The sequence below is a fragment of the Nocardiopsis oceani genome, assembly GCF_054777395.1.
In genome coordinates this window covers 17,680-39,044 of sequence record NZ_BAAHAR010000015.1, presented here as the reverse complement: position 1 = coordinate 39,044, position 21,365 = coordinate 17,680, and the positions used below count along the sequence as shown (strand labels likewise).

Here is a 21,365-nt window from a genome sequence, read left to right as displayed (position 1 = left end):
CTTATTCAGTGACACACAGTCACTATAGCGAGGTTTGCCTACACAGCGTGAGATGTTCTGCCCGATGTGTCACATCACCGCGGCTGCCCGGATATCCCGAACACCCGGATCCGTCCCCGCGTCGGCGGGGACCGGGGTCAGCTCCGCGGGCCGGAGTCGGACTTCAGCATCCGGACCCCGAGGAAGATGACACCGACGACCAGACCGATCATGACGACCCACACCAGCAGGCCGATGATCACGGACAGCAGCCAGAAAACGACGATCACGGCCGCGATAGCCGCGGCGACCCTGAGAAGTAGACGACCCATGGGCCGTAGGATACGCGGCCACCTGCGCCGGTGGAACCCCGGCCCAGTCTCACCGGGCCCCGGCGTTCAACGAGCCGCGAGGCGCGCAGAACGGGGCGCCGGGGCCGGTGTTCGCGCACCGGCCCCGACGGCCCCTCTTGCTAGCTCTCAGGGCAGAACACCTAGCCCGGGCGGACCGCGCCGGTGAAGACGCTGTCCCAGTAGGAGGCCAGGTCGATCTCCTCCAGCGGCTTGGACGGGTTGGAGCCGTGGATCATGTTGCCGTTTCCGGAGTAGATGCCCACGTGGCTCGGCGACGACTCGCTGTAGAAGAACAGCAGGTCACCCGGCTCGAGCTGGTCACGGGAGACCGGGGTTCCGGCGTTGACCTGGTCGTAGGTGGTGCGGGGCAGGCTCACGCCCGCCTCGGCCCAGGCTGCCTGGGTCAGGCCGGAGCAGTCGAAGCCGTCCGGGCCGGTTCCGCCCCAGACGTAGGGCTTGCCGATCTGGTCACGGGCGAAGTCCAGGACGGCCTGGACGTCACCGGAGACGGCGGCGTCCCCGCCGGAGGAACCGCCGTCATTCGAGGCCTGAGTGGCCTCGCCGGCGGTCGGGTCGACCCCGCCGAGATCCTCGAGAACCTCCGCCTGCTCGTCCAGGGCGCTCTCGCCCTGGGTCATGGCGGCCTCGGCTGCCTCCAGGGCATCGGCCGCGGCCTCCTCGGAGGCTTCGGCGGCGCCGTGCAGCTCCTCGGCGTGCTCGACGTCACTCACGTAATCGGAGAGCACCGTCTGCTGTCTCTCCGAAAGGTAGTTCAGGTCGGCGATGTTCTTCAGCGCGCTGTCGGCGTCGCCGCCGAACAGGACGTCCATGGGGTTGTGCGTGGCGCCCCGGTAGACGCTCTGCACGATCACGGAGATCTGACCGGACACGGAGTCCAAGTCCTCCTGCGCGTCCTCCAGCTGCTCCTCGAGGTCCTCGAGCTGGGCCTCGGCCGCGGCCTGGTCTTCCTCCGCGTCGTTGTAGGCGGCGTTCAGGACGGAGAGCTCCTCCTCGAGCTCTTCGTAGCGTTCACGCGCCTCGGACTCCGAGGGCTCAGCCAGCGCGACACCGGAGGAGAGCACCACGGCGCCGAGGGCGACGAAGCCGACCGTCGCGAGGCGACGTCGGGGTTCGGGGTTGCGAGTCAAAGCACCGACTGCCTTTCTCCCACACCCGTTTACCGACACATGGGCATCCCGAAGGCACGCCGAGGGACGGCGTGGGAACACGTGTTCAGGGGATCCGGCGGCGGCGAGAAGGGCCGCAAGAAGTCGCCGGGCGTTGTGACGGCCTCTGCTCCTGGGAAAAGGACAGCTGTTGAGCAGAGTGCAACGGAAAGTCAGACGCTGTCACCCTGGTGGTGACGAACTGGGACGTTCCGACCTGAGGGGAACACTAGGTCATCACTCGGACTGAACGCGACCCGTTCGTTACCTTCGCTTGGGCAACCCACCTGACCTGCACTGGACGCGTCGAGCACGGGAAGCCCGCAGTGGGCGCGAGTGAGGGCGCATTCTTCCCGAGGAGGGCACGCCAAAACCCGACCAAGCGCCCAGTTGACCGTGATGCGTATCACAGTGAAACAGGGAAGGGGTCGGGCTGGGTGCGCGCCCGACCCCGGGACATCAGAGGTGGCGACCCCACCAGTCCAAGACCGCCTCGAACCGGGACACCCGGTGGCTGGGCAGGCCCGAGCGCGTCAACTCGTGCCCCTCACCCGGGAACACCAGCATCTCGGTCTCGTGCCCGCGCCGTTTGAGCGCCACGTACAGGCGCTGGGCCTGTTCGAGCGGGCAGCGCCAGTCCTGCTCGGAGTGGATGATCAGGAAGGGCTTGTCGATCTGGTCCGCGTACGTGAGCGGGCTCTCCTTGGGCCAGGTCTCTGGGGGACCGTACAGCGGCCCCGGGAAGTAGGCCCCGATGTCGGAGGAGCCGTGCATGCTCTCGATCGCGTTGACCGCGCGCTCGCTGATCGCGCCCCGGAAGCGCTCCCCGTGGTGGGCCGCGATCCACGTGGTCATGAACCCGCCGTGCGAGCCGCCCATGACACCCACCCTGGAGGCGTCCAAGCGCTCGTCCTCGAGTGCCTGGTCCAGGAAGGCCAGCAGGTCGGTCGCGGTGACCGCGCCCACCGAACCGATGACCGCCCGCCCGTGCTCCTGGCCGTAACCGGAGGAGCCGCGCGGGTTGCAGTACACCACCGCGTACCCGGCGGCGGCGTAGACCTGGGTCTCGTCGAAGAGCTGCCAGCCGTACTGGGCGAAGGGACCCCCGTGGATCATCAGCAGGACCGGGTGCGGCCCCTCGCCCTCGGGCACCGCCACCCACCCGTGGACCGGGTGGCCGTCGGCGGTGTGTGCGGTCAGCTCAGTCACCGGAACCGGGTCCAGGGACTCGCTGGTGAAGGAGGTCAGGGCCCGGGTGCCGTCCCGGGTGAGGACGTAGAGTTCGCCGCTGTCCCGCTCGCCCGCGGCCACCGCCACGGTCACGCCGTTGGCGTGGTCGAAACCCTGGACCTCGACGTGCCCGCCCAGCAGAGTGGAGAGCTCACCCTCGGGGGTGACCCGGTAGAGCTCGACCGCCCCGCGGTTCTCGCCCGCGACCAGCACACCCTGTTCGGTGGCCTGCGTACTCGCGGTCATGCGCGGGTCCTCGGTGCCGGTGAGACGCCGGGGAGCGGCGGAACCGTCGAAGGGCACCGACCACAGTCCGCTGACCCTGCCCACGAAGTCGCCGCCGTCGGGGCCCAAGTCGTCGGCGAGGAAGTACACCGTGGCGCCGTCCTCGGACAGGCTCACGGCGCGCCCACCCAGGTCGCCCCGGGTGATTCTGCGCGGTCGGGCCCCAGCCTCCGGGGCACACGTCCACACGTCCTGGATCAGGTCGGTGTCGCGGGTCTCGTGCAGCGCGCCGTCGAACACCAGGCCGGTGCCGTCCGGCGTCCACAGAGGACGGCCGTGGTCCCGGTCGCCTTCGGTGACCCGGATCGGTTCGCCCGTCTCCCCCTCGCCGGTTTCCCCCGACGGGTCGATCGGGGCGCTCACGAAGATGTGCTGGGGCCGGTCGACGGTGAAGCCGATGTTGTCGATCCGGTACTTGAAGGTGGTGATCCGGCGCGGCGGCTCCTTGTCCGGTGCGCCCTCCACGTAGCGCCCGTCCTCCGGCACGCGCGCGTTGTAGGCCAACCGGGTCGAGTCGGGGCTCCAGGTGAACTGGCCCGTGCCCAAGGGGTGGTCGGTGATCTTCCACGGCTAGCCGCCGTCGACGGGCAGCACGTGGATCTGGGGGCGCTTGTCCTCGTCGGGCCGGAGGAAGGCGATCCACCGGCCGTCGGGCGAGAAGGCGGGGGCACCGTCCCGGCTTCCCCGAGTGAGTTGTCTGGGCTTCTCGGCGCCGTCGGTGGGCACGCTCCACAGGGAGCCGAGGTAGGCGTCCTCCTTCAGGTCCGGCCGGGTCACGGCGAAGACCGCTCGGCCACCGTCCGGGGACAGTGACGGTGCGCTGAGACTGTGCAGGTAAGCGATGTCAGCGGGTTTCATGCTCGGGTGGCGGCCGTGCTCAGGGGTGCACGGTCCGCCTCCTCCTTCCCATCGGGTGCTGGGAATACATCTAGCCGGAGAGGTCCCGGTCAGAGGGTGATCCCACCGGGACCCTATCGACGCGATAAAGGGCAAATCCAGCCTTACTTGGCCTTTCGGTCAGCGGGTCGGTGCTCCGACCCTCATCGCCTCAGATCGGTCTCCAGGCGGGTGCAGACCCAGCGCCCCTCCTCCCTGCGGAGCCGGAAGGCGAACACCCGCGTACGCCGGTCGCAGTCGATCACGGCACTGGCCTCCACCGCACCCGCCCCGAGCGGCTGGTGGAACACCCGGGCCAAGCGGGGCGCCAACGCGCAGCTCACCGTGCCCCGGAGGCGGCGCAGCTCCTCCCGGACCGGAACCGTCACGTGGTGGCGAAGTACCTCCGGGGCCCGTCGGCCCACGAGGACCTCGGCCATCTGCTGGGCCAGCCGGTGCACGTCACCGGGGGTCCGGTGGCCCGCCAGGACCGGCGCCCCGCACCGGCCCACGGACATACCGCGGCGCGGGGTCCGCGCCGGGGTCCGCGCCGGCCGCCAGGCGGCGGACGGCGCACGGTTGCAGAGAGCACGCTGGCAGGGGAGGCCGTCGGGGGTGTACGACATGAACAGATCCCTTCCGAGGGGGAGACGAAACCCTTCCCCCTACAAGGAGCCGTGAGGAGGGCACTCGTGCCACCTGGAATACCAGCTTTTTCGCCTATCCAACACGGCGTGCCGCAGACGAGCGGCCGCCGCCCCACAACCGGCATACTGCAGACGTGACACACGCGTACCTTTCCTCCCCCGTGCCCGTCGCCCTCGCCCACAGGGGCGGGTGGCTCACCGATGACCGGGGCGCGCGGCGCACTGAGCTGGAGAACACCGCAGTGGCCTTCCAGCACGCCGTCGACCTCGGCTTCACGTACCTGGAGACGGACGTGCACGCCACCAGCGACGGCGTGCTCATGGCCTTCCACGACGACACCCTGGACCGCACCACCGACCGGGTCGGTGCCATCTCCGCGCTGCCCCACCGCGAGGTCGCCCGAGCCCGGGTCGCGGGCAAGGAACCGGTGCCCGCTTTGGAGGACCTGATCGGCTCCTGGCCCGGAGCCCGGTTCAACATCGACCTGAAGTCGGACGGCGCCGTCCTGCCCCTGCTGGACGTGCTCCGCCGCACGGGCGCCTGGGACCGGGTGTGCGTGGGCTCCTTCGACCAAGACCGCCTCAACCGGGCCCGCCACCTCTTCGGCCCCCGTGTGGCGACCTCCTGCGGACCGGTGGACGTGGCCCGGCTCCGGCTGGCCTCCCTGTCCCCGCTGCTGCGCCCGGCCGCCAGCCGCGTCCCGGTCTGCGCCCAGATCCCGCTGAGCCACAACGGCTTCCCCCTGCTCAGCCGGGACGTGATCCGCACCGCGCACCGGCTCGGCATGCAGGTCCACGTGTGGACGATCAACACGCCCGAAGTGATGGAGCGGCTGCTCGACGCGGGTGTGGACGGGATCGTCACCGACAACACGACCGCACTGCGCGAGCTCCTGGTCAGGCGCGGCCGCTGGAACCCCGGCAACCCCACCCGGAACGGATAATCCCCTCCATGTCCACGACCCCCTCTGCCCCGGCGGCGGACAACTCGCCGTCGCCCGACCCCAAGCAGCGCAGGCGCGAGCAGCGCGGCTGGTACACCTACGACTGGGCCAACCAGGTGTTCATCACCTCGGTGGTCACGGTCCTCATCGGCCCCTACCTGTCGGGGTTGGCCTGCGCGGAGGCGGGCGCGGGCGACGACTGCTCCCAACCGGGCCTGCTCCTCTACCCGCTCGGGGTCGAGTGGTTCAGCGTGCACCCGAACTCGCTGCATCCCTTGGTAACCACGGTTGCGGGGATCCTGCTGCTGGTGCTGCTGCCCGTTGTGGGGGCACTGGCCGACCACACCCAATACAAGAAGCGGTGGCTGTTCTGGCTGGCCGCCATCGGATCGCTGTGCGTGAGTTCGCTGTACTTCACCAGCGACTACCAGGTCGCGGCACTGCTGTTCATCGTGGGCAACACGTTCTACGGGATGTCCCTGGTGGTGTTCAACGCCTTCCTGCCGGAGATCGCCACCTCCGAGGAACGCAACCGCGTCTCAGTGACCGGGTGGTCGATGGCCTATCTGGGCGGGGGGATCCTGCTCGCCGCACACCTGGGTCTGCTGGCCTTCGCCGAGGACCTGGGTGTGGCGGAGGACCACGCGGTGCGCATCGCCTTCGCCTCGGTGGGCGTGTGGTGGCTGGGATTCTCCGTCATCGGCATCCGGCTGCTGCGCAACCGCTACGGCAAACTCGCCGCCGGCCCGGGGGCTCCCAAACTGGGGTCCTCGCTCAAGCAGTACTTGCGCACGCTGGGCGAGATGCGGCGCTTCCCCAACACGCTGAAGTTCCTGATCGCGTTCGTACTGTTCAACAACGGCATCCAGGCCGTCATCTACTTCGCGGGCAGCTTCGCCAGCCAGGATCTGCAACTGCCGTTGGAGGTGCTGAGCGGCACCATCCTGCTCATCCAGTTCGTCGCCTTCGCCGGCGCCCTGATCATGGGCTGGATCGGCCGCCGGTTCGGCACCAAGAACACCGTTCTCGCCGGCCTGGTCGCCTGGTGCTTCCTGGTCACGGCCGGCTACTACCTGCCCCCGAACGACCCGCTGCTGTTCTTCCTGTTGGGCGCCGGCATCGGGCTGGTTCTGGGCGGCACGCAGTCGCTGGCGCGGGCGCTGTACTCGCTGCTCATCCCGCGCGGGCACGAGGCCGAGTACTTCAGCCTCTTCCAGCTGGCCGACCGGGGGTCGGTGCTGCTGGGTGCCGCCTCGATCACCCTGGTCGTCAACCTGACCGGCGGCTTCCGCACCGCCATCTTCTCCCTGGTGGTGTTCTTCATCATCGGAGGCCTGCTGCTGTGGTGGACCAACCTCAAAGAGGGCATCGAAGCGGTCGGCAACGAGGTACCCGGCAACCTTTGACGCCGCCCTCGGACCGGTTCCCCCTTGGGAAAAGAATCAGGGGAACTCGCGGATTCTGCCCACACCGGCCCGCCCGCTCCGCTAACGTCTTTCTCGAACGTGTGAACGAGACACCGGGAGGGGGTGGGACCCGTGGCCGAGACCGCCCCACACCAAGCCGACCAGCAGCCTGAAGGCAAGAAGAAGCGCAAGAACAAGCGGGGGTTTCAGCCCCGCCCCGGGCACGCGGTCCAGGCCTACGTCTTCGCCCTGGACCCCGGCGCCGAGACCGAGCAGCGGCTGCGCTCGCACTGCGGAGCCGCCCGGACGGCCTTCAACTGGGCCCGCAACCACATCCTGGCCACCTGGGACCAACGCAAGGCCGAGGCCTCCTACGGCATCGCAGAGTCCGAGCGCACCCCGTGGCGGTCCTGGTCACTGCCCGCCCTGCGGCGGGCCTTCAACGCCACCAAGAGGGAAGATCCCCGGTTCGCCACCTGGTGGGCCGACAACTCCAAGGAGGCCTACAACACCGGCATAGCGAACGCGGCGGCTGCCTTTGACGGCTACTCCGCCGCCAAGCGGGGCGATCGCAAAGGGCCGAAGGTGGGGGTGCCGCGGCCCAAGTCCAAGCACCGGGCGCCCCTGTCGTGCCGGTTCACCACCGGTGCGATCCGGTGCGAGGACACCCGCCGCCACGTGAGGCTGCCGGTGGTGGGGCGGGTGCGCACCCATGAGTCCACCCGCAAACTCCACCGCCGCCTGGCCAACGGCACCGCGCGGATCCTCTCGGCCACGGTCTCGCACCGGCGGGGGCGGTGGCAGGTGTCCTTCCAGGTCGAGATCGAACGCGCCCCCCGTGTCCCGGCCCGGCCGGAGGGGGTGGCCGGGGTGGACCTGGGGGTGAAGTCTTTGGCGGTGGTCGCCGACACCGATGGTGGGGTGTGGCAGGTGGCCAACCCCCGCCACCTGGAGGGGGCACTGACCGACCTGCGCCGGGCCTGCCGGAGGGTGTCGCGTCGCCAGGGTCCGGACCGGCGCACCGGGCGCCCTCCCTCCAAGCGGTGGGTCAAGGCCAACCGGGCCCGCAACAAGGTGCACCACCGGGTAGCGAACCTGCGCACCAACGCGCTGCACCACCTGACCACCAGTGTGGCGCGGGAGTACGGCACGGTGGTGGTGGAGGACCTCAACGTGGCCGGGATGGTCAAGAACCGCCGTCTGGCCCGCCGCATCCAGGATGCGGGGTTCGGTCAGATCCGCCGCCAACTGGACTACAAAACCACCTGGAACGGTGGGCGCCTGGTGGTGGCCGACCGGTGGTTTGCCAGTAGTAAGACCTGCTCGGGGTGCGGGGCGACGAAAGCCAAGTTGCCACTGCACGTCCGGGTGTTCGACTGCGACGAGTGTCCCCTGATGTTGGATCGGGATGTGAACGCAGCACGCAACCTCGCCGCCTTGGCGGCGCAGGTGGGCAGTACCGGTACCGGAGTGGCCGGAGACCGGGGAGCGAGGGCTCCGAAGGCCCGTGGAGCCGACCGTAAGACCCGCACTACCCGCACCCGCCGCAGGGCGGGTGCGGGGCGGGCTGGTGGCGCAAGACCGCACAGGCGGAAGGAAGCGGGACACCGTCGTCAGGACACCCAACTGAGGTTGTGGTGACACCGTCACGGACCTTTCGTACAGAAATGCACGGGATGCTGATGTTTGCATAAGACATCAGCAACGGTATGGGTTGGCGGGCGCTACGGTGCGGGTTCTGCACGGTGTGTGGTCCAGGGACACGCTGCTGCTCTGGGGCGAGGGGGAACCGGGTGTTCCCGACGGGGACGCGCGACGCTCCCCTGGGGCGCACCCCTTCGGTGCGGGTGTCACGGAACTGCGTGAGGCGGTGGCCAAGGCCGGGCTCGACCCGGGCACGGTCCACACCACCGATCTCGTGCTGTCGCTGCCCAGTACCGCCACACCGGACGGCGACGCCCCGGCGCCGTCCGGCTCCACCGACCCCTCCCCCGCGGCGCTCCTGCCCTGGCGGGTCACGGCCCTGGAACTGTCCTCGGCCGAGGCCGACACGCTCCTGGGGGCGCTCGAACAGCTGCCCTGCGGGGTCGGCCCCGCCCTGACCCACCTACGCGCGATCCACGCCTTCGCCGAACACCTGGTGCGCGCGGGCGGTGTCCTTCCCGACCTGGTGGGTTCGCCGCCGCGAGCGCGCTGGCGGCCCGCGCCGCTGGACCGCGCCGAGGAGCACCTGGCGGCGCTCACCGACGCCCTGCCGCCGTCGGCCTCCGCCCACCTGCAGGTGCCGGGCCGGGGCGGCTCAGTGCGCGACAGAGCGGCGCGGGAAGAGGTGGCGCGGACCTGTGTGCTGGCTCCACTGGAACTGCTCACCGACGCCGCCGCCCGTCGGATGGCCGTGGTCTGGGCCCGAGCAGACGACTCGGCCGCAAACGCCTCCGAAGACACCCCCGTGCCCGCCCCCGAGCAGGCACCTGCAGCGCGGTTGGCGACCGCGCTCACCGGGCACCGCACCCGCGTCGACGAGGACACGGCGCGGGCACTGCGCGGGCCCCTGCGCGCATGGCGTTCCCGAGTGCGCGGCGGCGGCCGGGCCCAGCTGCTGTTCGTGCTCCGCGAGCCCGAGCACGAGGGCGCCCAGGGCAGTCCCCGTCCCTGGACCCTGGAGTTCTGGGTGCGCTCCACCGCCGACCCCGGGCTGCGCCTGCCCCTGGAACAGGTGTGGTTGGGCGAGGGTGCGGCCTGGCTGCCCGAGAACGTCGGCTCCACCGCCCTGGCCGACCTGCGCCGTGCCGCCCGCCACCTGCCCGCGCTCCACCGGGCGCTGCGCGAACTGGCCCCGGCCCGGCTGGCCATGGACACCGGCGCGGCGCAGGCCTTCGTCGGCGGGGCCTCGGCCCGTCTGACGGCGGCCGGGTTCGGTGTCGTTTTGCCCGACTGGAGCGGTCGGAGCGCCCTCGGGCTGCGGATGACCGTGCACGAGGAGCCCGAGCGGCGCCGACGCGGCGGGGTGAGCCCCACCGACCTGGTCGACGTGTCCTTCGAGGCGCTGCTGCGCGGCCCCGGCGCGGACGGCCCCCTCACCGCCGAGGAGCTGGACGAACTCGCGGAGTTGGCGCGGCTCAAGCGCTCTCTGGTCCGGGTGCGGGGCCGGTGGATGGAGATGGATCCCGAGCGGGTCGGAGCGGCCCTGGACCTGATGCGGCGAAGCGGCCGGGTGCGCCGCGAGGAGGCGCTCCGGGCGGCGATCGGCGCGCAGGAGTCCCCGCTGCCGGTGGCGGACGTGGTGGCTGACGGCCCGTTGGGCGCCCTGTTGGACGGCGGCGCCAAGGCCGAGCCGCGGCCGATGGGTGTCCCGGCGGGCTTCGAGGGCGCGCTCCGCCCCTACCAGGACCGCGGTGCGGCCTGGCTGCGGTTCCTGGGTGAGCTGGGGCTGGGCGCAGTGCTCGCCGACGACATGGGGCTGGGCAAGACCGTGCAGCTGCTGGCGCTGCTCACCGATGAGCGCGGCGCGGGCCCGGCGCCCGGCCCCACCCTGCTGGTGTGCCCCGTGTCGCTGGTGGGCAACTGGCGGCGCGAAGCGGAGAAGTTCGCCCCGGGCCTGCGGGTACACGTCCAGCACGGCCCGGACCGGCCGTCCGGGAACGCGCTGGCCCGGCTCGTGGGCGCCTGCGACCTGGTGGTCACGACCTACGGGGTGGTGGCGCGCGATGCCGAGGAGCTGGCGGGCATGCCCTGGCACCGGGTGGTGTGCGACGAGGCTCAGGCGTTGAAGAACCACGGGACCCGGCAGGCGCGGGCCGTGCGCTCCCTGCCCGCCGCCACCCGGATCGCGCTCACCGGCACCCCGGTGGAGAACAACCTGGGCGAGCTGTGGTCGGTGATGGAGTTCGCCAATCCGGGGCTGTTGGGGACGGCGGCCGACTTCCAGCGCGCGGTGGCCGACCGGGCCGAGGCGGAGCAGGGCACTGGGGACGGCACCGATCTGGTGCGCCGCCTGACGGGGCCGTTCGTGCTGCGTCGGCTCAAGACGGACCGTTCGATCATCGCCGACCTGCCAGAGAAGCAGGAGATGCGCACCTGGTGCACGCTCACACCCGAACAGGCCTCGCTGTACAAGGCAGTGGTGGACGACATGGCCGAACGGATGGCCGAGGCCGACGAGAAGGAGCGCAAGGGGCTGGTGCTGGCGACGATGTCCCGGCTCAAGCAGATCTGCAACCACCCCGCCCAGTTCCTTGGGGACGGTTCGGCTCTGGCCGGGCGGTCGGGCAAGCTCGACCGGTTGGAGGCGGTCCTGGGCGAGGCGGCAGCCGAGGGCGACAAGGCGCTGTGCTTCACCCAGTACGCGCGCTGGGGTGAGCGGCTGGCCCCCTACCTGCGTTCCCGGATCGGGGTACCGGTGCTGTGGTTGCACGGGGGTACCTCCAGGGCCGACCGCGAGCGGATGACGGAGCACTTCCAGACGGCTTCGGGTCCGGTGGTGTTCCTGCTGTCGTTGAAGGCGGCCGGGACCGGGCTGAACCTGACCGCCGCCAACCACGTGGTGCACGTGGACCGGTGGTGGAACCCCGCGGTGGAGAACCAGGCCACTGACCGGGCCTTCCGGATCGGGCAGCGCCGGGACGTACAAGTGCGCAAGCTGGTCTGTGTGGGGACCGTCGAGGAACGGGTGGACGAGATGATCGAACGCAAGAGCGCGCTGGCCGACGGCGCGGTGGCCACCGGTGAGCAGTGGCTGAGCGGGTTGTCCGTGGACGACCTGCGCGATGTTGTGCGGATGGCGCCCGAGGCGGTGGCCGGATGAGCTGGTCGGAGCTGCTCGGCGAGGCCTTGGCGGGTTCCGACGGCCACAGGGTCGAGCGGATCGCGGTCCGTCCCGGCGAGGTCACCGCCCGGGTGGGCGGGCACGAGACGAGCCTGATCAGGACCGAGTGGCCGGAACAGGAGTGGGTACGCGTGTGCGCCGCGCTGGCCTCGCAGCCGGTGTTCAGGGCCCGTGTGCTGGGCGGCGAATTGCCGGAGGCGGCGGCCCGCGTGTTCGCGCTGCTGGGCCTGGACCTGGTTCCCCGCGGCTGGGGCGGCCTGGTGGCGACGTGTTCGTGCGACCACTGGGCGGGGCGCTGCGCCCACCTGTCCGCGACCGCCGCCGCGCTGGGGGCCGAGGCCGACCGGGACCCCTTCGTCCTGACCCGGTGGGCGGGCCGGGAGCGGAGGCCGCTCGTGGAACTGGTCAGAGACCTCTCTACCGGAACAATGGGACCCTCGGCGCGAGAAGCGGCGTTCGACAACGACGATCACACCGGCTTTTCCCCGGAACACGAGGACACCCACGACCGCGTTTTCGCTCCCGAGGCACGAACAACCGGACCCCTTTCGGCTGCGGCCTTCTGGGCGGAGCCGTCGCCACCGCCGCCACCGCCCCTGCCGGAGGGGGTAGCGGATCGTGTCAGAGCCGCCGCCCCAGGGCATGTAGCCGACGAACTACCCGGTTTCGACCGTTCCGGGATGTCCTTTCCCGCGCGTGAAGGGCGGATGTGAAGTATCGCCCCGACTTTCTTGCGTAAATCGCCGGTAAGGCGGGCGAAACGCGGTTACGATTCTGCTGGAGATAACCGCGCACTACTAGCCCTGATTGGTACCCTCTCTATGGCCGATCGCTTCCCTCCGCACATCGACATGGACACGCCGAGCATCGCGCGGATGTACGACTACCTGCTGGGCGGGAAAGACAACTTCGAAGCGGACCGCAAGGCCTGCGAGGAGCTCGCCGCGGGGATCCCCGAACTCGTCGCCTTCGCCAACGACAACCGGGCCTTCCTCGGCCGGGCCGTCGAATACGTGAGCGAACGGGGTGTGGAGCAGTTCCTCGACCTCGGCGCGGGCCTGCCCACCACCGAGAACACCCACCACGTCGCCCAGCGGGCCAACCCCAGGGCGCGCGTGGTCTACGTGGACCACGACCCCATCGTGCTCGCCCACGGACGCGCCTTGGTCACCGACAGCGCCGGCACCACGTTCCTCATGGCCGATATCCGCGACACCGATCAGATCCTCGGCGCCCCGGAGACCCAGGAACTCATCGACCCCGACCTGCCCGTGTGCCTCATGCTCGTGTCGCTGCTGCACTGCCTGCCCGACGAGAGCGACCCCTTCGGCATGATCCGCTCCCTGATGGACCGGCTCGCCCCCGGTTCCTGCGTGATCTTCTCCCACATCGTCTCCGACGACACCGAGGCCGCCGCCTGGATGACGGAAAAGATCCTGTCCTTCGGCACCCCCTGGGGCCGTGTGCGCAGCCCAGAGGAGGCCGCCGTCGTGTTCTCCGGCCTGGACCTGGTCAGCCCGTGGAACGACGGCCGCGACCAGGCCCCCTACACCGTGGACTGCGCCACCTGGCGCCACCCCGACCGCGACCCGCTGTTCCGCCCGACCGACCCGGGGATCAAACGGTGGGAGCTCTCCGGGGTGGCCTTCAAACCCTGACTGGCTACGCGGTACCGGGAACCGGCGGCACGGGTACCGGTGTTGGCGCCGAGGGCAGCCCCGTCGGCGCTAACCCATCAGCCGGTCCACCTCGGATCCCGACAGCGCCCCTGACATCCGCTCGAAGGTCCCGTGCTCGGCGATCTCCCTGGCCGCCGCCACCGCCTGGGTCAGCGCCGAACGCGAGAGCCCCGAACCCAGGCTGACCCGGCGTGCACCGAGGGCGCCCAGCTCCGCCACCGACATCCGAGCCGCCGCCCCCGCAGCGAGGACGTTGACCGGGCGCCGCACCGCGGCGCAGACCGCACGGATCGCGTCGGGGTCCGGCAGACCCGGTGCGTACAGCACATCCGCGCCTGCCTCCTCGAAGGCCTGCAGCCTGCGGATCGTGTCCTCCAGGTCTGGTCGGCCGTGGAGGAAGTTCTCCGCCCGGGCCGTGAGAGTGAAGGGATATGGCAGTGCCCGAGCTGCCTCGACCGCCGCCGCGACCCGCTCCACCGCGAGGCCCGGCTCGTATACCGGCGTGTCAGGGTGCCCGGTGGTGTCCTCGATCGAGCCGCCCACGATTCCCGTGCCACCGGCCTCCCGAACGGTCCGGGCGACGTCCTCGGGGGTGTCGCCGAAACCGTTCTCCAGGTCCGCGGTCACCGGCAGGTCCGTGGCGGCGGCGACCGCCGCTGCGTTGCGCAGCGTTTCCTCCCGGGTGACCAGACCTGCCCCGTCCCGGTGTCCCAACCCGTGCGCCAGCCCGGCGCTGGTGGTGGCCAGGGCAGGGAAACCGAGCCCCGACAGCAGCCGGGCCGTGCCGGCGTCCCAGGCATTGGCCACGACGAAGGCCTCGGAAGCGTGGTGCAGTGCGCGGAAGCGCTCACCGCGCTCGCGCACACCGTCTTCAGAAATGTCCATGGACACGTTCTATCCCACGGCTCGGACAGTCCCCGGCTCAGTCACCGGCTCAGTGAGCGTCCTCGTCGAAGGTCTCCTGGGCGATGGCGAAGGCCTTGTTGGCGGCCGGGACCCCGCAGTAGATCGCTGCCTGGAGGAACACCTCGCCGATCTCGTCCGGGGTCAGGCCGTTGCGCCGCGCCGCGCGCACGTGCATGGCCAGCTCACCCCAGTGGCCCTTGGCGACCAAGGCGGTCAGCACCATGCAGCTGCGGGTGCGCCGGTCCAGGCCGGGGCGGGTCCAGATCTCGCCCCAGGCGTAACGGGTAATGAGGTCCTGGAAGGGCTCCGTGAAGCCGGTCTTGCGCTCCTCAGCCCGGTCGACGTGCGTGTCGCCGAGCACGCTCCGGCGCACCCGCATACCGGACCCGTACCGGTCAGCGGAGGCCAGGTGCTGGGTGATGAGCGTGTTCACCTTGGCCGCGTGCTCCCAGGAGAGCAGGTGGGCGGCGTCGTCGAGAACGACATACCTGGCGCCGGGGATCCGCTCGGCGATCACCGACCCGTGGCCCTCCGGCGGGGTGGCCGGGTCCTCCGCACCGGAGACGACCAGGGTGGGCGAGACGACCCGGTGGAGGTCCTCGCGCACGTCGTGCTGGCTGATGGCCTCGCAGCATCCCGCGTAGCCCTCGTCGGGGGTGTCCACGATCTGGCCGCGCAGCCGGTCGACGTCCTGGGGGTGCTCTTCCGCGTAGCCCGGGGTGAACCAGCGCCCCACCACGGCGTCGGCCAGAGCACCGGTGCCCTTGTCGCGGGCCAGGGCGGCACGGTCGAGCCAGCTCTGGGCAGGCCCGGGGTACGGGGTGGTGGCCAGCAGGACGAGGTGGTCGATCCGTTGGGGGGCGTTGACCGCCAGCCACTGGCCGACCATCCCGCCGATGGACAGGCCGGCGTAGTGGACGCGTTCGATCCCCAGCCGGTCGAGGAGGGCGAGGACGTCGCCGCCGAGGTCGGCCATGCTGTAGGGCCCCTCGGGGGCGGGTGACTGGCCGTGTCCGCGCAGGTCGACCCGGATCACCCGGAAGGCGCTGGAGAGGGCTTCGACCTGCGGCTGCCACATCTGTCCGTTGGTGCCCAGGGATCCGACGAGCACCAGCGGCGGTGCGTCCGCCGGGCCGCTTTCGGTGTGGTGGAGGTCAACGCTCATCGGGTTCCTTCTTCACTGTCGGTAGGTGTCGCTCGGCCGGTCCTACCCGTCACCCGGTCGGTGAACACGGTGGCGGCGCCGAGGTAGGCGGCGGGGTCGAGCAGGGCCCTGATCCGGTCGCGGGTGCGCAGGCCGCCGAGGTGGTCTTCGAGGACGTCGACGAGGTCGCGGTCCTCGGCGACGGCGGCACGGCAGGCGTCGGTGACCCTGCGGTGGGCCTCCATGCGGCCGAGTTCGGGGGCCAGGTCGGTGGTGACGCGCTCGCTCAGGGCCAGGCCCGCGGTGTGGTCCAGGTTGGCGCGCATGCGGTCGGGGTGGACGCGCAGGCGTTCGACGCTGACGCGCAGCCAGGAAACGGCGGAGCCGGTGCGGCGCAGGAGGTCGGTGAGGGGAAGCCACTCGGTGTGCCAGGACCCGGCGGCGCGTTGGTGCTCCTGGATCTGCGCGGCGAACAGGGTGGAGACCAGGCCGGGGGCCTGGCGGGCCGCGGCGAGGACGCTGACGGCGGCGACCGGGTTGCGTTTGTGCGGCATGGTGGACGACCCTCCGACGCCGCTCCCACCTTCCTCGGTGACCTCGCCGACTTCGGTCTGGGCGAGCAGCACGATGTCCTGGGCGACCGTTCCGGCGGCGCCGCACACCCGGCCCAGAGCGGCGGCGGCCTCAGTGACGCGGCCGCGCTCGGTGTGCCAGGGCAGGGCGGGCTCGGGGAGGTCGAGCCGGGAGGAGTAGGCCGCGGCCACGGCGGGGCCGTCCGGGCCGAGCGAGGCCAGGGTGCCCACGGCGCCGCCGAGCTGGGCGGCCAGCTGGTGGGTGAGGACGTCGTCGAGCCGGTCGGCGGCCCCGGTCAGCCCTTCGGCCCACCCCGCGGCGACCGCGCCGAACGTGGTGGGCAGCGCCTGTTGGAGCAGGGTGCGGCCGGGCATGGGCGTGGCGCGGTACCGGTCCGCGAGAGCGCGCAGTTCGGCGGTGAGCGCGGTGAGTTCGGTGTGCAGGGCCCGGCCCGCGCCGCGGACCAGGAGCATGGCGGCGGTGTCCATGATGTCCTGGCTGGTGGCGCCGCGGTGGACGTGCCTAGCCGCCTCGGGGTCGGCCGCGCGCACCTGCTCGGTGAGCTCGGCGACCAGCGGGATGACCGGGTTGCCGCCGCGTTCCGCCGCCCTGCCGAGCGCGGCCGGGTTGTACCGGTCCGCGACGCAGGCGGCGGCGATCGTCTCGGCCTGTCGGCCGGTCGGACCGGTGCCGGCGTCGGCCAGGGCCCGGGCAAGCGCCGCCTCCGCGTCGAGCAGGGCCTGGACCCAGGCGGTGTCGTCGGTGAGCGGCCCGACGGGGCCGCGGTTGAGGACACCGTCGAACAGGCCGGTCATGGATGGTTCCTCGCTAGGTGTCGTGGGTCCCGATGAGCGATGATCTTGCCCCTGTCTCCACTCCCGGCGGCCGAGGGTGGAGACAGGAGCAAGATCATCCGGAGCTCAGATGTCGAAGAAGACGGTCTCGTGCTCGCCTTGGATACGGATGTCGAAACGGTATCCGTCCCCGTCCCGGCGGGCGACGAGGGTGGCCCGGGCCTCGGGGTCCTCGATGCTGGTGAGAACGGGGTCCGCGGCGTTGGCCGCTTCCTCTTCGGGAAAGTACAGGCGGGTGACGACCCGGTGCAGCATGCCGCGCCCGAAGACGGAGACGTCGATGTGCGGCGCCTGGTCCCCGGTGGGGCCGGGCACGGTCCCGGGCTTGAGGGTGAGGATGCCGTAGCTGCCCGAGGAGTCGGTCTCGCAGCGGCCGAACCCGCGGAAGCCGGGCAGCTTTCGGGCCCCGCGAGGGTCGTCTGGGTGGTCGAAGCGGCCGTCGGGGTCGGCCTGCCAGGTCTCGACGAGGGCGTCGGTGACGGGGGCGCCCGCGCCGTCGTAGACCGTGCCGCGCAGCCAGACCGCGTCGGGTGTGCCCTCATCGACCGCGAAGGGGCCGTCGGGCCACGGCAGGCCGATGTGGAGGTAGGGGCCGACGGTCTGCGACGGGGTGGTGGCGTGGGTGCTCATTCGTCGTCCTCCAGAATCTCTTCCTCGGACTCGAACGGGGTCTGCTCGCGTCCGCGCAGCACGATGTCCCAGCGGTAGCCCAGCGCCCACTCGGGTTCGGTGTTGTCGTAGTCGAACCGGGCGAGCATCCGCTCGCGCGCCTTCTCGTCCGGGACCGAGTTCCACATGGGGTCCTGGAAGAACAGCGGGTCGTCGGGGAAGTACATCTGGGTGACGAGGCGCTGGGTGAAGGCCCGGCCGAACAGGGAGAAGTGGATGTGGGCCGGGCGCCAGGCGTTGCGGTGGTTCTTCCACGGGTAGGCGCCGGGCCGGACGGTGACGAACCGGTAGTGGCCCTGGGCGTCGGTGAGGGCCCGTCCGACCCCGCTGAAGTTGGGGTCCAGGGGGGCGGGCCAGGTGTCACCGGTGTGCCGGTAGCGCCCAGCGGCGTTGGCCTGCCACACCTCCACCAGGGTGTGCGGGACGGGGGTGCCGTCGCTGTCGCGGACCTGCCCGTGCACGATGATCCGCTGCCCTTGGGGCTCGTCCTCGTGCTGGCGGGTGAGGTCGTGGTCCAACGCTCCGAGGCGTTCCTCACCCAGAACGGGCGAGGTGATCTCGGTGAGCGTGTGCGGGAGGAGGGTGAGCGGGCGCTTGGGGTGGCGCAGCGCGGTGCTGTTGTACCCGGGATAGTCGAGCGGCGGGTGGCTGTCGTGGTCGCGGACGTACCCGGGGACGTGGAGTCCGGCGGAGTCGGCGCGGGCGGCCGCACCGTGGCCGGGGCGCGCCCCGTCTGAGGTGGTGGACATACGGCTGTTCCTTTCGGAGCGGGCCCCGGTGCGCTCGGGGCCCGCCATGGGCTTCAGGCGTGCAGCACGACCGCCAGTCCCTGGCCTACCCCGATGCACAGGGCGGCCAAGCCCCATCCGCCGCCGCGTCGGCGCAGCTCATGGGCGAGCGAACCGATGACGCGCGCGCCGGAGGCGCCGAGCGGGTGGCCGATGGCGATGGCCCCGCCGTTGGGGTTGACGATGTCGGGGTCCAGTCCCTTCCAGGCGCGGACGCAGGCAAGGGACTGGGCGGCGAAGGCTTCGTTGAGTTCGACGGCGGACAGGTCGTCCCAATCGATCCCGGCCCGTTCGAGGGCGATCTCGGCGGCGCGGACCGGTCCGATGCCGAACACGTCGGGGTCGACCCCGGCTACGCCCCGGCTGACCACGCGGGCGAGGGGGTCGAGGCCGGTGGTGCTGACGGCAGCGCGGTCGCCGAGCAGGAGGGCGGCTGCGCCGTCGTTGAGGGGCGAGGCGTTGCCCGCGGTGATGGTGCCGTCGCCTCGGAAGGCGGGCTTGAGGCCGGCGAGCTTCTCGGCTGAGGGCTCGCGGATGCTCTCGTCGCGTTCCAGGTGAGCGCCGTCGACCTGGACGATCTCGGCGTCGAACACGCCGTCGGCCCAGGCGCGGGCGGCCTTGGCGTGGCTGTTGAGGGCGAAGGCGTCTTGGTCCTCGCGGCTGACGCCGTGCTGACCGGCCAGTCCTTCGGTGCTCTCACCTAGGGAGAGGGTCCACTTCTCGGGCATGCGCGGGTTGACCATGCGCCAGCCGAGGGTGGTGGAGTGCAGGGTGGCGTTGACCGCGGGGAAGCCCTTGGCGGGTTTGGGCAGGACCCAGGGGGCGCGGCTCATGGACTCCACTCCCCCGGCCAGGACGAGGGAGGCGTCACCGGTCTGGATGGCGCGGCTGCCCTGGATGGCCGCCTCCATCCCGGACCCGCAGAGGCGGTTGACGGTGGCTCCGGGCACGCCGGTGGGCAGCCCGGCCAGCAGGGTGGCCATGCGGGCGACGTTGCGGTTCTCCTCGCCGGCCCCGTTGGCGTTGCCGAGGAGGACCTCGTCGACAGCGGCGGGGTCGAGCGCGGGTGCGCGTTCGGTCAGGGCTCCGACCACGTGCGCGGCGAGGTCGTCGGGGCGGACGCCGGAGAGGGCGCCGCCGTACTTTCCGAAGGGGGTGCGTACGGCGTCGAGGACGTAGACGTCGGTCACCGTGGGTCTCCTTGGGTGGTGTGTGGTTCCGCTGCCGGGGTGGGCCCGGGCTCTGTGACGGGCCCGGGCCCATTACCTAACACTGTTAGGCACCTTATCGCGCCGCGTTCAGGAGGCACCGGTCAGGGAACGGAGCACGGAGAGTTCGGTGTCGGTGGGATCGGGAGTCCTGGTCAGCGCGTCGGAGACCCGCAGCTCCCAGCCGGTGGCCTCGCGCACCATGTCGGCGTCCACGCCCGGGTGCACACCGACGAGGGTGAGCTCCCGAGTGTCGGGGTCGGGCTCGAGTACGCCGAGGTCGGTGATGACCCGGATCGGACCGGCGCCGGTCAGCCCGAGCCGATCACGGTCGCCGGGGCCCGCACCGTGGCCCACCGAAGTCACGAAGTCCACCTTCTCCACGAACGCCCGCTTGCTGTGCCGCATGATCACGATGACCTCGCGGCAGGAGGCGGCGATCTCGGGTGCGCCTCCCGCTCCGGGCAGGCGCACCTTGGGGTCGTCGTAGTCACCGATCACGGTGGTGTTGATATTCGCGTACCGGTCGATCTGGGCGGCGCCGAGGAAACCGGCGTCGATACGGCCGCTCTGGAGCCAGTAGTTGAAGACCTCCGGAACGGAGACCACGGTGTCCGCGGTGTCCGCGAGGACCCCGTCGCCGATGGAGAGCGGCAGGTGGTCGGGGGCCGCGCCCAGGGTGCCGGACTCGTAGATCATCCACAGGTCGGGGGCGTGGGTGCGGCTGGCCACGTTGGCGGCTGTACTGGGAAGCCCGATCCCGACGAAGCAGGCCATCCCGTCGCGCAGTGAGCGCGCCGCGGTGACGGTCATGATCTCGTCGGCGGTCCAGGTGGCAGTGGTCACGCGCCTCTCCCTGCGGGCTGAGGATGGGTGGTGGTCGTGGCTTCGGTGCCGGGCTTGGCCGAGATGAGCTCGTCGAGCCAGGCGGTGAAGGCCTCACGGTCGCGGCCGATGGCGTCCCAGGCCTGGTAGGCGGCGTTGTCGCGCTCGTAGTAGCCGTGGGCGTAGGAGGGCGCCGCGCCTCCGGGGACGACACTGACCGCGTCGACGACCCGGCTCGGCAGGATGACCTGGCCGGCGACGGGGTCGAGGGTGTCCACGACCTCCTCCACCGTGACCAGGACCCGGTCGGCTGCCAGGGCGGCCTCCTTCTGGATACCGGTGATCCCCCACAGCTGCACGTTGCCGGCGGCGTCCGCGCGCTGGGCGTGGATGACGGTGACATCGGGGTTGAGCGCCGGGACCGCGGCCAGTTCCTGCCCGGTGAAGGGACAGGTGACGGTCTTGATGTTCGGGTTGTTCTCGACCAGGTCCGTACCGCTGTAGCCGCGCAGGACCGCGAACGGCAGCCCGGAGGCGCCGGCGACGTAGCGGTTGGCCATCCCGGCGTGGCTGTGCTCCTCGATCTCCAACGGGACCGGCCAGGAGCCGGTGACCGCGTCGCGGAATCGGTGCAGCGACCCCACCCCCGGGTTGCCGCCCCACGAGAAGACGAGCTTGCGGACGCATCCGGCACCGATGAGCTGGTCATAGACGATGTCGGGCGTCATCCGCACCAAGGTGAGGTCACGTCGGCCCTGGCGGATGATCTCGTGCCCAGCGGCCACGGGGATGAGGTGGGTGAACCCTTCGAGGGCGACAGTGTCGCCGTCACGGATGAGTGTCCGGACCGCCTCGCCCAGGGACACGACCATGGTGACCCTCCCGTTCGTATAGCGAATTAGTGTTCACAGTGCGAACATATTGGGTATGACCGTAGCGCCGATCACCGGAAGGGTCAAGGCGTCCCGCCCGTGTTCGGTATGAGAACATCACCGTGAACCACCGCCG

Annotated in this window: 17 protein-coding genes and 1 pseudogene; 6 read left to right on the top strand and 12 right to left on the bottom strand. The window is 71.1% G+C overall.

All coding sequences use genetic code 11. The annotated features are described in order from the left end of the window. Nucleotides 1-137: 137 nt before the first annotated feature. From ACYVDG_RS10690 to ACYVDG_RS10675, 4 genes and pseudogenes are all read right to left on the bottom strand, one after another. Nucleotides 138-311 (bottom strand): hypothetical protein, encoded by a 174-nt coding sequence (locus ACYVDG_RS10690; RefSeq protein ID WP_460749002.1) that lies wholly within the window; start codon nt 309-311, stop codon nt 138-140. A 161-nt stretch (nt 312-472) separates the two neighbouring features. Next, nucleotides 473-1,480: a C40 family peptidase gene (locus ACYVDG_RS10685; RefSeq protein WP_460749000.1), complete on the bottom strand. Its 1,008-nt coding sequence runs from the start codon at nt 1,478-1,480 to the stop codon at nt 473-475. A gap of 477 nt (nt 1,481-1,957) precedes the next feature. Beyond that, nucleotides 1,958-3,871, bottom strand: a pseudogene (locus tag ACYVDG_RS10680) (S9 family peptidase). A gap of 182 nt (nt 3,872-4,053) precedes the next feature. Beyond that, the gene (locus tag ACYVDG_RS10675; protein WP_460748997.1) at nt 4,054-4,515 is read right to left on the bottom strand and encodes an Rv3235 family protein; all 462 of its coding nucleotides are present in this window, start codon (nt 4,513-4,515) and stop codon (nt 4,054-4,056) included. Between the two features lie 155 nt (nt 4,516-4,670). On the opposite strand from ACYVDG_RS10675, the gene ACYVDG_RS10670 reads away from it, so the two are divergent. The 6 genes from ACYVDG_RS10670 (at nt 4,671) to ACYVDG_RS10645 (ending at nt 13,369) form a co-directional block, all read left to right on the top strand. Next, nucleotides 4,671-5,480: a glycerophosphodiester phosphodiesterase gene (locus ACYVDG_RS10670; protein ID WP_460748995.1), complete on the top strand. Its 810-nt coding sequence runs from the start codon at nt 4,671-4,673 to the stop codon at nt 5,478-5,480. Nucleotides 5,481-5,488: 8 nt separating this feature from the next. Continuing rightward, entirely contained in the window at nt 5,489-6,886 is a 1,398-nt protein-coding gene (locus ACYVDG_RS10665; RefSeq protein ID WP_460748992.1) for an MFS transporter, read from the top strand. Between the two features lie 132 nt (nt 6,887-7,018). After that, nucleotides 7,019-8,527: an IS607 family element RNA-guided endonuclease TnpB gene (gene tnpB / locus ACYVDG_RS10660; protein ID WP_460748989.1), complete on the top strand. Its 1,509-nt coding sequence runs from the start codon at nt 7,019-7,021 to the stop codon at nt 8,525-8,527. A gap of 88 nt (nt 8,528-8,615) precedes the next feature. Next, nucleotides 8,616-11,690, top strand: a complete 3,075-nt coding sequence (locus tag ACYVDG_RS10655; RefSeq protein ID WP_460749182.1) for an SNF2-related protein — start codon at nt 8,616-8,618, stop codon at nt 11,688-11,690. Next, complete coding sequence (locus tag ACYVDG_RS10650) at nt 11,687-12,424, top strand: hypothetical protein (RefSeq protein WP_460748986.1); 738 nt, start codon at nt 11,687-11,689, stop codon at nt 12,422-12,424. The genes ACYVDG_RS10655 and ACYVDG_RS10650 overlap by 4 nt, the downstream gene beginning before the upstream one ends. 108 nt (nt 12,425-12,532) lie before the next feature. Beyond that, the gene (locus tag ACYVDG_RS10645) at nt 12,533-13,369 is read left to right on the top strand and encodes an SAM-dependent methyltransferase (RefSeq protein WP_460748984.1); all 837 of its coding nucleotides are present in this window, start codon (nt 12,533-12,535) and stop codon (nt 13,367-13,369) included. 69 nt (nt 13,370-13,438) lie between these two features. On the opposite strand, the gene ACYVDG_RS10640 is transcribed toward ACYVDG_RS10645, so the two are convergent. The 8 genes from ACYVDG_RS10640 to ACYVDG_RS10605 all read right to left on the bottom strand — a co-directional run bounded on the left by ACYVDG_RS10640 (nt 13,439) and on the right by ACYVDG_RS10605 (nt 21,229). Further along, nucleotides 13,439-14,275: an isocitrate lyase/PEP mutase family protein gene (locus tag ACYVDG_RS10640; protein ID WP_460748982.1), complete on the bottom strand. Its 837-nt coding sequence runs from the start codon at nt 14,273-14,275 to the stop codon at nt 13,439-13,441. 49 nt (nt 14,276-14,324) lie between these two features. Continuing rightward, the gene (gene pcaDC, locus ACYVDG_RS10635; protein WP_460748979.1) at nt 14,325-15,461 is read right to left on the bottom strand and encodes a bifunctional 3-oxoadipate enol-lactonase/4-carboxymuconolactone decarboxylase PcaDC; all 1,137 of its coding nucleotides are present in this window, start codon (nt 15,459-15,461) and stop codon (nt 14,325-14,327) included. Next, nucleotides 15,458-16,828 carry a 3-carboxy-cis,cis-muconate cycloisomerase gene (gene pcaB / locus ACYVDG_RS10630; RefSeq protein WP_460748977.1) on the bottom strand — a complete coding sequence of 457 codons (1,371 nt, stop codon included), beginning with the start codon at nt 16,826-16,828 and terminating at the stop codon, nt 15,458-15,460. The genes pcaDC and pcaB overlap by 4 nt, the downstream gene beginning before the upstream one ends. 105 nt (nt 16,829-16,933) lie before the next feature. After that, nucleotides 16,934-17,497 carry a protocatechuate 3,4-dioxygenase subunit alpha gene (gene pcaG / locus ACYVDG_RS10625; RefSeq protein ID WP_460748975.1) on the bottom strand — a complete coding sequence of 188 codons (564 nt, stop codon included), beginning with the start codon at nt 17,495-17,497 and terminating at the stop codon, nt 16,934-16,936. Then, entirely contained in the window at nt 17,494-18,285 is a 792-nt protein-coding gene (gene pcaH / locus ACYVDG_RS10620; RefSeq protein ID WP_460748973.1) for a protocatechuate 3,4-dioxygenase subunit beta, read from the bottom strand. The genes pcaG and pcaH overlap by 4 nt, the downstream gene beginning before the upstream one ends. Before the next feature lie 53 nt (nt 18,286-18,338). After that, nucleotides 18,339-19,514: a thiolase family protein gene (locus tag ACYVDG_RS10615; RefSeq protein ID WP_460748971.1), complete on the bottom strand. Its 1,176-nt coding sequence runs from the start codon at nt 19,512-19,514 to the stop codon at nt 18,339-18,341. A 108-nt stretch (nt 19,515-19,622) separates the two neighbouring features. Continuing rightward, nucleotides 19,623-20,378: a CoA-transferase subunit beta gene (locus tag ACYVDG_RS10610; RefSeq protein ID WP_460748969.1), complete on the bottom strand. Its 756-nt coding sequence runs from the start codon at nt 20,376-20,378 to the stop codon at nt 19,623-19,625. Further along, entirely contained in the window at nt 20,375-21,229 is an 855-nt protein-coding gene (locus ACYVDG_RS10605) for a CoA transferase subunit A (protein ID WP_460748966.1), read from the bottom strand. The genes ACYVDG_RS10610 and ACYVDG_RS10605 overlap by 4 nt, the downstream gene beginning before the upstream one ends. Nucleotides 21,230-21,365: the final 136 nt, after the last annotated feature.